This window comes from Barnesiella sp., assembly GCF_022723415.1.
Classification (GTDB): Bacteria; Bacteroidota; Bacteroidia; order Bacteroidales; family Barnesiellaceae; genus Barnesiella; species Barnesiella intestinihominis.
On record NZ_JAIJHU010000105.1, the window covers coordinates 1 to 3,664 of the forward strand.

Below are 3,664 nucleotides of genomic sequence, written 5' to 3' on the forward strand. Positions count from 1 at the left end.
AGTGGATATTGGGCATTGGCATAGAAATCAAAAGAAGCTTTCTTAAACGAATCCATATTCTGTGTGGCAAGGATGATGCTCATGCCCTTGTTTCTACCCACAGCTATCAAGTTCTGCAAAGGCTTGTTCTCAAAACCAAGCATATAGTGAGCCTCATCGATGATGGTGAAATGGCGCAGCTCCACCCTGTCCTCATTCTTTGCCTGTGGAGGCAGTTGCTCATAAATATTGTTCAACTTCGATGTCACGAAATATACGATAGCCTTTGCCATAATACCTTCCTTGTCAAACTTTCCTAAGTTGATAATATAGCAACCTTTCACCAAATCCACCTTGTCTTCCTCTGCAAAAATATTGTTAAGTATCAACTGGTTCAAGACTGATTTTACACTATCCATGTCACCCTGTTTCTTCTCGGGCATCAACATCGTATAATGGTCAAAAACTTCCTGAAAGGTGATTGGTTTCTGGTTCTTCGCCTTGTAGGCATTGATGATAGCCTCGCTCAGTCTGTTGTCCATCAAAGCACCTATCTTAGCAGAAGATATGGCACAGATGGCATTTGCCAAGGTCGTAGAATACAAGTGGATTTCATTGACAGGTCTACCAGTAAAGTCCTTGAACGGAGTAAACGGCAAAGGTTTCTCCATCGGATTCAAGATGGCAGTGGAATCGGTCTCAAACTTTGACAGCCAATCGGCATGAGCTGGATCTGAGAACTCCCCCTTGTAATCGAACAAGAGAAAGTTGACAGGATAGTAGGTATCAGCCGATGCCATTCTGATTTGGTTGATAAGAACAGCCAATAAGTTTGACTTACCCGAACCAGTAGTTCCTGCTATCAATATCTGTGTATTTGGAATAGCAGTACTGTTGATGTCTAAAGCCGCATCCATTTCATCCTCATACTGCCCAATATAAAGATTCAATTCAGGAATATCCATCAACGACTTTCCACCTCTCAACGGACAGAAGTGCAGCCATTCATCAATACCTCCTTCTTCCATCAAGATACTCTTACCCCTCATCATTTCGCTATAAAGCACCTTGCTCAGAAAAGTAGAGTTCTGCCAGTCGGCATCTATATCACTATAACGCATCTTGATAAGAGCCACGAATACCTCCTTTATATTCGACTTGGTGAAGAAAGAACCACCCAATGGCTGCATACCTGCTGAGGTTTGCAATTCCTCTACCTTTGCCTTGCTCCTTGGTGTCTTATCACTCAATCCTACAAGGAGGCAAATTCGCATAACTGTAGTAAAGTTCAGTACTACAGGGCGAACCATGTCTGAGTAATCTGAAAGGTTCAGTTTCTGCTCAATGGCATATTTCACATCTTCAAGCAAATCATGCGTTCCTTCCAGAATTCTCATTCCCTCAAGTTTTATATCTTGTACATTCATTTCTCCTAGAATTCGTAAGTTTGTAATCCAAAGTAATCATCGCTGACAGTAGTACACTGGCTTTCCTGGTCTCTATGTAAAGTATAAGTTCTTGCCACATAAGCCACTATCTTCTTAAAATCAGTCTCTGTCGTTATTTCCGTATCTGTACTTAACAAAATGGTTTGATGAGCCAAATCCGGGAAATAACGGTTGATAATAACTTCACGACTCTCCTTGTCAAGAACACCCATCACCGTATCTATCATTACAGGAGGGTCGTAATCACCCAATTCATACAAAACTTTCAGCAACACCTGCATCACAGTCTGCTTGGCACCGGCGTTCAGCTGACTCAAATAAATCTCATTACCATTCTTATGGAATATCTTGAACGAGATTTCATCCGAATCATCTGCCGAAAGCTCGACCCTACCGATATAACCAGCGTAAATCACCAAGTTGATGTTCAGCTGTTCTTTCATCATGCGCTCAATACTTGCCTTCTTTGCCTTAAGTAACTTACAGGAAAGCGACTTGAAGAAGCCAGGAAGTTTGCATAGCATATCATATTGAGGATCTGGAACTTGCGGCATATCATAATCATAAGTAGAGATTTTTCTCTCCATTTCTTTGATAGCATTCTTCTGTTCCACGATTTTTGCCTTCAATTCCTCTATTTTTCTATCATTAGTCTCATAGAGTTCGATAATGCTATAATCGTTTCCTGTCAAGGCATGTTTGTATTCTTTCAGTTGTTCCTGCTTCTTTGGAATATCCGCCAACTCTAAGTTTAAGCTTTCACGTCTTTCATCCAGCGAAAGATAAGGATTGGAATATGATTGCTGAACCAGGTTTCTCAACACATTGACATCTGCATCACTCAGAAAACCATATTTGTCATTATAATCATCGCTGTTGTCTTGCTCACGTTTGATTTCCGTAATAATCTCGGCAATAGAAACCTCGCCTACCTGCGGGTATTTCTCCTTAACCAATCGTATTACATCATGAGTAACCTTTTCTATCTGTTGGTCATTGAGGATATTGCCCCTTGCAGAAGCCACCTCCTCCTTCTCATTCAGAACAAGTTCCACCTCGGTACTGATACTATTGGCAACCTTTGGCATAATTACTTTCCACTCTAAATCTTTGGAGATAGCCTCAGCATCCTGCCTATAGTCCTTTTCCTTCTGATAGAAGCTATTGATGCTCTCCTCTATCTGATGCATTTTATCACGAATCACATCATCCGAGTTCCGTCCCTCCTTCAGTTGCTCATACTGTTGCTTATGATCATTGGCATAGTTCAATGCTTCATTGTAGGCATCGTTTAGACTTGCCACATCCCTTTCCATCTCCACCTTCTGTTTGGTCAGTTTCAAGTATTCGGCACGCAGGTTCTCGTTCTCCAAGCGTTCCGCCTTCTTCTCGTCAAGATAAGCCGAGGCTGCGTTCTGCAACTGAGTGTATTTATTGAAACCCATCACCGAATTGATGTTCTTCATGATGAGCTTGTTGATTTGTTCTTCCTTCACGAGATCGGAAGTCTTCATGGCATCAAAGAGGAAGTAGTTGCTCAATTCAGCAGGCAGATTGGCAGAGATAATCTTGTTGACTATCGCTTCATTGGTGCTGCGTAGGATAGCCGTGGAACCAGAACCATAAGTATAACTGTTACCATTCATATTGAGCACATTGCTCTCCTGTATTTTGCCATCCACAAACCGATAGGCACGACACAAGCGATAAGGCGTTTCTTGTCCAAGAACCACCCCAGAGAAAGTAATCTCTAACATGATAGCCTTGCCTTCTATACCGCTCTCGTTCTTCACGCCAGAATTGAAGAGTTCCTCAAACTGTCGCTTGTTGGAAATCTTCAACCCATAGAGCGCAGAATAGATGGCATCGAAGAGCGTTGTCTTACCACAACCATTGGCACCACCTATCAAGATGATAGGACGGTCACTCGTTACCTCCAAATTTAAATCCAACTTTCTGTAGGTCTTATAATTCTCTATGTAGATACGCTTCAGTTTCATTACTTTTTGATTTCTTTGAGAGCTTTCTTGAGTATTCTCGTCACTTTCTTTTCCTCAAGACTTGGCTCATTTTGGTTATTACGTTCTTCATGGAAAGGCTTGAGGATATAATCCTTGAGCCATTCTGCATCTATACCTTCCGATTGGCATGCACTCTCTATAAGCTGCATGTCTTCCTGCCTGATTCCATAGTTCAGGAATGTTCTGTCCAAGCTTTTCTTCATACCTTATTATATA

3 protein-coding genes are annotated in these 3,664 nt (G+C 41.7%); all 3 read right to left on the minus strand.

Annotated features, from left to right (window positions below; all coding sequences use genetic code 11):
• A partial coding sequence (locus QVD32_RS12695) for an ATP-binding protein (RefSeq protein ID WP_287710319.1) occupies window positions 1-1,376 on the minus strand: 1,376 nt, incomplete at its 3' end.
• 35 nt (window positions 1,377-1,411) lie between these two features.
• On the minus strand, window positions 1,412-3,427 hold the full coding sequence (locus QVD32_RS12700; RefSeq protein WP_287710320.1) for an AAA family ATPase: 2,016 nt from the start codon (window positions 3,425-3,427) through the stop codon (window positions 1,412-1,414).
• A complete protein-coding gene (locus QVD32_RS12705; protein ID WP_203039415.1) occupies window positions 3,427-3,651 on the minus strand; it encodes a hypothetical protein in 225 nt (74 codons plus the stop codon). The genes QVD32_RS12700 and QVD32_RS12705 overlap by 1 nt, the downstream gene beginning before the upstream one ends.
• Between the last annotated feature and the right edge of the window lie 13 nt (window positions 3,652-3,664).